General features: G+C 38.2%; 6 protein-coding genes. 4 read left to right on the top strand and 2 right to left on the bottom strand.

Annotation, left to right across the window (positions count from 1 at the left end):
• Positions 1-104, bottom strand: a 104-nt coding sequence (locus GVN20_RS29405) for a methyltransferase domain-containing protein (RefSeq protein ID WP_310586860.1), incomplete at its 3' end; no start/stop codon positions are given.
• Positions 105-236: 132 nt separating this feature from the next.
• Here GVN20_RS29405 and GVN20_RS29400 point away from each other — a divergent pair.
• From GVN20_RS29400 to GVN20_RS29385, 4 genes are read left to right on the top strand one after another with little or no spacing between them, the layout of a single operon-like run.
• On the top strand, positions 237-902 hold the full coding sequence (locus GVN20_RS29400; protein ID WP_166561767.1) for a hypothetical protein: 666 nt from the start codon (positions 237-239) through the stop codon (positions 900-902).
• Between the two features lie 56 nt (positions 903-958).
• The gene (locus tag GVN20_RS29395) at positions 959-1,525 is read left to right on the top strand and encodes a DUF2911 domain-containing protein (RefSeq protein ID WP_166561766.1); all 567 of its coding nucleotides are present in this window, start codon (positions 959-961) and stop codon (positions 1,523-1,525) included.
• Between the two features lie 35 nt (positions 1,526-1,560).
• Positions 1,561-2,298, top strand: a complete 738-nt coding sequence (locus tag GVN20_RS29390) for a DUF6503 family protein (RefSeq protein ID WP_166561765.1) — start codon at positions 1,561-1,563, stop codon at positions 2,296-2,298.
• Position 2,299: 1 nt separating this feature from the next.
• Positions 2,300-4,765: a DUF5686 and carboxypeptidase-like regulatory domain-containing protein gene (locus GVN20_RS29385; RefSeq protein WP_166561764.1), complete on the top strand. Its 2,466-nt coding sequence runs from the start codon at positions 2,300-2,302 to the stop codon at positions 4,763-4,765.
• Here GVN20_RS29385 and GVN20_RS29380 read toward each other — a convergent pair.
• Complete coding sequence (locus GVN20_RS29380) at positions 4,762-5,451, bottom strand: Crp/Fnr family transcriptional regulator (protein ID WP_166561763.1); 690 nt, start codon at positions 5,449-5,451, stop codon at positions 4,762-4,764. The two genes, GVN20_RS29385 and GVN20_RS29380, sit on opposite strands and share 4 nt — an antisense overlap.
• Between the last annotated feature and the right edge of the window lie 182 nt (positions 5,452-5,633).

The following is a 5,633-nucleotide window of genomic DNA, read 5'->3' as shown; positions in this document are numbered from 1 at the left end:
CCGGGTTTGAGCACACGGTGAAGTTCAGACATGGCTTTGATGTCGTCGTCAACGTGTTCCATGACGTGGTTGCAAAATGCGACGGCAAAGGTAGGTGTTTTTATGGGTCGAGGATAAAAGTTAGACTATTTTAAAAAGGCTTCTAAATTATTTTTCGTGATATGTCGTGTAGAAGACATTTGGAAATAACAGCATATCTTACTTTTACTAAACCAACAAAAATCAATAATTTTAAAATGAAAATAAATATTACACTTTTAGTTCTGATAATTGCTTGCGGCAACATCAATGCACAAAAAAACACATACGCTGAAGTAGGTGGGGGATTAGGCTCAGGAGCTGGTTCGTTTGGAGCAGCTTTACATAAAAACTGGACTTTTGGGAAAAAAGACAAATTGATCATCGGCACGGGCTTTCGTTTTACTGGTTTTGCAGGCTCAGATCAAAACTTTGTTACTGCACCTGCTAAATTGACTGTTGAGGAAAAAAATATTGACACCCTATTTGCTTCCAAACCAGCTTTGTATGCCCTTAATGCCATGATAAACTTGGGCTATCGTATCAATTCAAAAATCGAATTAGGCTTTAATATTGATGTACTTGGTTTTTCGTTTGGACCAGAAGGTAAGCCTTTGTACATCCGCAATGGGAGGGGTACTGCCACCACTGCCAAACCAACCAGTGTCAACCTACTTTTGGTGGGCGATAATGACAAAGGTTCGTTGAACTCACATTTTTATGGCAAGTTCAATTTCAATGAAAAATTGGGGGTGAAATTGGCCTATCAGTATTTGTTTAATGAATTGACAACTACTACAAAAGTACAAACAATACCAGAAGCTAACGATAGGTTTCGACTCAAATCTGGAATGATTTATGCCGCTTTGACTTACAATTTTTAAAAAATACCTTAGCAAACCATAGCCTATTAATTTTATCATCGAAAAAACACTAAACAATGAAAAAAAATGTACTTTTATTTGCGCTCTTAATGGGATTGATGAGTGCCCATGCCCAAAAATTTAGAGGATTGGATAAATCGCCGATGGATATGGCGTACTACCCTGACGATTTTGCGCACGACCGCAAATTTGCTCCTGAAAAAGTCGGTGACAAAGCATATATTCGCTTGACTTATACCCGAACGGCCAAAAAAGATCGTGAAATTTTTGGGAAATTGGTGCCATACAACAAAGTATGGCGTATCGGTGCCAACGAAGCCCCCGAAATAAAGTTTTATCAAGACGTAATCATCCAAGGACAAAAGGTCAAGGCGGGGTCTTACACGTTGTTTTTGCTACCCAACGAAAACGAATGGACAATCATTTTGAATACCGACTTGGATGTTTGGGGAGCATATAGCTATAACGAAGCTAAAGACATTCTGAAAGTGAAAGTAACGCCTAAAATGGTAGAAGAAGTCATCGAAAATCTCTCTATTCAGTTTGTCAAAAAGTCTGACAATGAGGCGCTCATGCAGTTGGGATGGGATAAGACGGTCGTAGAACTGCCGATCAGTTTTTAGATTTTTCGGTAAGCTCTCAATCAAAATCAGCATTTATGAAATCTCCATTTGTACTGGCGTTCCTGTTATTTTTATTTGTTTTTTCTCCTGTGCAAAGCCCTCAAAATCCGACGACCCCAAAGCAAATCTTTGAAGCGTGTGTGAAAGCTCACGGAGGAAACAACTACGAAAAATTTGATATTTCGTTTGATTTTAGAAAATTCAGGTACCGAATTTCGCAAGAGGGCGAGAAATTTAGCTATGAACGCACCACAACCGACTCGCTCAAAAATGTAATCGTAGATGTATTGGACAACCCCCATTTTGAAAGAAAAATCAATGGCGTGCAGCAAAGTCTATCTGCCAAAGACGAAAGTAAATTTCGCGAAAGCACCAATTCTATTGCGTATTTTGTGCTTTTGCCATATAAGCTATTGGATAAGGCCGTCAATCTTGAATGGATGGGTACGACCGAAATCGAAGGACAGCAATATGATAAAATCAAGGTTTGGTTTGATGTGGAAGGAGGCGGCAAAGACCACGAGGACGTGTTTTGCTATTGGATAAACCAGAAAACCAAAACCCTCGACTATTTGGCGTATGACAACGGTGGTCCACGATTTAGAAAAGCTACTAAAAGAGAGACAGTAGGTGGAATCGTTTTTCAAGATTACGAAAACTACGAACTTTCCGATACGACGCTTAAAGTCTTTGAGTATGATGCCCAATTTGTTGTTGGAAAAACTAAGTTACTCTCGAAAATAGAGCAAGCCAATTATAAAATAGAGGAATGAAATGAGTATCCTAAAAGTACGAATGGTTATTCTGGCCCTTATTCATTTAGGCTTGTGCTTAACGGGTCAAGCCCAAATTCTTGTTTCAGGGGTGGTACTTGACGAACAGACAAAAGAGCCTTTGCCCTTTTTGAATATTGTCATTGAAAAGTACAAAAAAGGTGTTCAAACCAATGATAAAGGTGAATTTAATATCAAGGTAGAATCATTGGATGAAACGCTGACATTTAGCTTTCTAGGCTTTCAGAAAAAAAAACTGAAAGCCGAGCCCACAATGACAGTTTTTCTAACCCCCGATGCCTTGGCGTTGAGTGAAGTAGTGGTTAGATTTAGGAACCCTGCCGAAGAAATAATTAAGAAAGCGGTTGAAAATAAAAGTCAAAATAATCCAGATAAATACCCCAGTTATTCGTACAAAAGCTACAATAAAAGTATCCTGACCGCCAATTCAATAACGGACGTTTCGTCTACAAAAACGACAAAAAAAAGGCAAAAACTCAATAAAAGGCTTGAAGATTCAGAGTTTTTTGTCAATGAGACAGTGGTAAAAAAGAAATATTTGTTTCCGAGTCAATCTCAGGAAATCATCGAAGCAAGCCGTACTTCTGGGTCAGAAAGTTCCACAATTTTGGGCACGATGTCGCTACTTTTACAGCCGTTTAGTTTTTACAACGACCTGATCACGTTTCGAGGAAGGCGAATTCAAGAAATCATGGAATTTGTGAATCCTATCAGCCCCAATAGCCATAAATTATACGACTTTACCTTGATTGATACACTCATCGTTGACCGCGATAGCAGTTTTGTGATTGAATTTGAGCCTAAAAAAAATGCAAATATTGAAGGTTTAAAAGGGGAGATAATTATCAATGCTGACGGTTATGCTATTGAAGAAGTAATGGCTGAACCAGCGGCGAAGAATTTGTTGATGTCAGTAAAAATCAGTCAAGTTTATGAAAGATTTGAGGGTAAATGGTTTCCAAAAACCACTCAAACCGAGTGGAAACTACCCGAATTTAAAGTTGGTGATTTAGAATTAGTGCTCAAAATCGAGAGTCATATCGAAGATATTTCGTTTAATAATCGTTTTTCGTATGCTGATTTTTCTGAGAAGGAAGTTCGCATTGCTGATGATGCTACCTACAAATCTGATGACTTTTGGGAGCAAAACCGAGCAGAAAACCTGACCCAGAGAGAAGCCAATACCTATGAGTATTTCAAAAATTTATCAAGATTTAGAAAGTTTTTGAGCACGGCTTCATTGAATATTTCTGAATGGGCTACATCAGGCGTGGTTCCGTTGGGAAAAAACCTTGACCTTTCTGCCCAAAACCTCTTCGATTCTAATCTTTATGAGGGTTTTCGTCCAACTATCAATTTAATAACATCGCCTAATTTCTCCAAAATAATTCGTTTAGATGGCAAAATAGCCTACGGTTTTGGCGACAAAACTTGGAAATACGAGGGCCGAGCTAAACTAAATTTAGGCAAAAACAACCAAACTCAACTCACATTCCACTATCGTAACGATATTTCTGAACCAGGCAATGTGCAGTATTTTATCTGGAATAATCCTCAGATTCCGTACGAGTTGATTCGTACCTTTCTGATTTCAAGAGCTGACCATTTGGAGCAGTATAAAGTGGAATTTAACAGTAGAATCGCTAAAAATGGTAAACTGAATATTGCTTTTATTGATGAAGTCAGAACACCAAATTATGAGTATTGCTTCGTCAAAAACGATACCGAACTGATGAGCGATGAGAAAGGGTTGCATGCTACCATTCTTTCGATGGGCTATCGAATGGCGATTGGTGAGAAGTTTTCGCAAGTGGGGCGTGGGAGTATTATTACGGAAGTACCCAAATTGGTATTTTTGCTCAATTACGAGCAAGGAATCATGGGTTTTATGACGGGGCAATTTCAGTTCTCGAAAATCAATACCAAACTCGAATACATTCACAAAAGTACTCGTTTGGGCAATACTTTCGTCAATCTTACGGCTGGCAAAGCTTTCGGAGTCTTACCCTACACTTATTTATACAATGGGCGTGGGTCAAAAATCGGAAATTGGACTCCTATCATTTGGGCAGCCAACCATTTCAATACCATGGGACTTTATGAATTTGCCTCTGACCAGTACGCCAATTTATTTCTGACGCATAATTTCAAAGAATTACTTTTCAAAACCAATGTAAGTTGGTCAAAACCAGATGTTTCGATAGTGCAAGGTATTGCGATTGGCTCGTTGAAAAACAAAATCAGTCATCAAGGGATAGATTTTAATACGCTTGAAAAAGTTTTTTTTGAATCAGGCGTAACAGTTGATAATATTGTGAGAGTAAAAATGAAGAAATTGGCTTATTTTGGAGTTGGTGGAGGTGTTTTTTATCGGTGGGGAGCGTACCAATTACCTAAACTAAATGAGAATCTGACCTATCGCTTGGTTTGGAATGTAGGATTTTAGTTGCCCAAAAAAGCTTTCACCTGTTCATAAGAAATTATCAATTCCTTAGAGTTGTAATCCAAAATACCCTTACAACGAAGGTCATTCAAAACGCTGGTAACGGTTTGTCGGCTGGTTGCAGTAATCTTAGCGATGTCGTCGTGGGTCAAGAAATTTTTGATGTGAAGGCCATCTTCTTTGTATTTACCGTATTCTTTGGCAAAATCAATCAAAAATTCACAGATACGGGTCCGGGCATCTTTTAAAATGATACTTTCGAGCCTTCTTTCTATCTTCCGAAGCCTTAAACCAACCAATTTTCTGACATAAGTGGCCATTTTAGGGCTGTTTCCCATCATCATTTTCAGAACGTTAGTCTCCATAAAACACACCACACAATCATTGACCGCAATGGCATAATCATTGGGGCTTTCCTGATTTTCAAGCAGTGCCATTTCACCAAAAATATTACCAGAAGTGATCAAATACTTAATTATTTCATCGCCTTCATCAGATACATGGATGATTTTGATGATGCCTTCTTTTAGAAAATAAACATAATTTTCTTGCATTTCAGGAAAAGCAACAATGGTGTTTTTGTCCACTTTTTTGATAATCATTGCTTTATCCATCTGGATGATTTCATCCTTTGAAAGCATGGTCGTTACGTCAAATCTTTCGAGATACCAATACTTTTGTGAATACATAAAATATGTGCATACTTTAATAAAGGCGTAAATATAATAGACGTCGTTTCTCTGGTATTTTTTCTAGTGGAGTTTTTATTTTGTGCCAATTTAAACCAGCGCTCTCATTATTTCTGGCAGAAATAAATCACTTCGTTGGCTGGCAATGCGAAGCGTTTTACTTCTTCAGGGGAGAGTTCGTT

Source organism: Runella sp. CRIBMP, from assembly GCF_009905605.1.
Classification (GTDB): Bacteria; Bacteroidota; Bacteroidia; order Cytophagales; family Spirosomataceae; genus Runella.
Note: the sequence above shows the minus strand (reverse complement) of the source record. Positions and strands in the feature narration are given on the sequence as shown.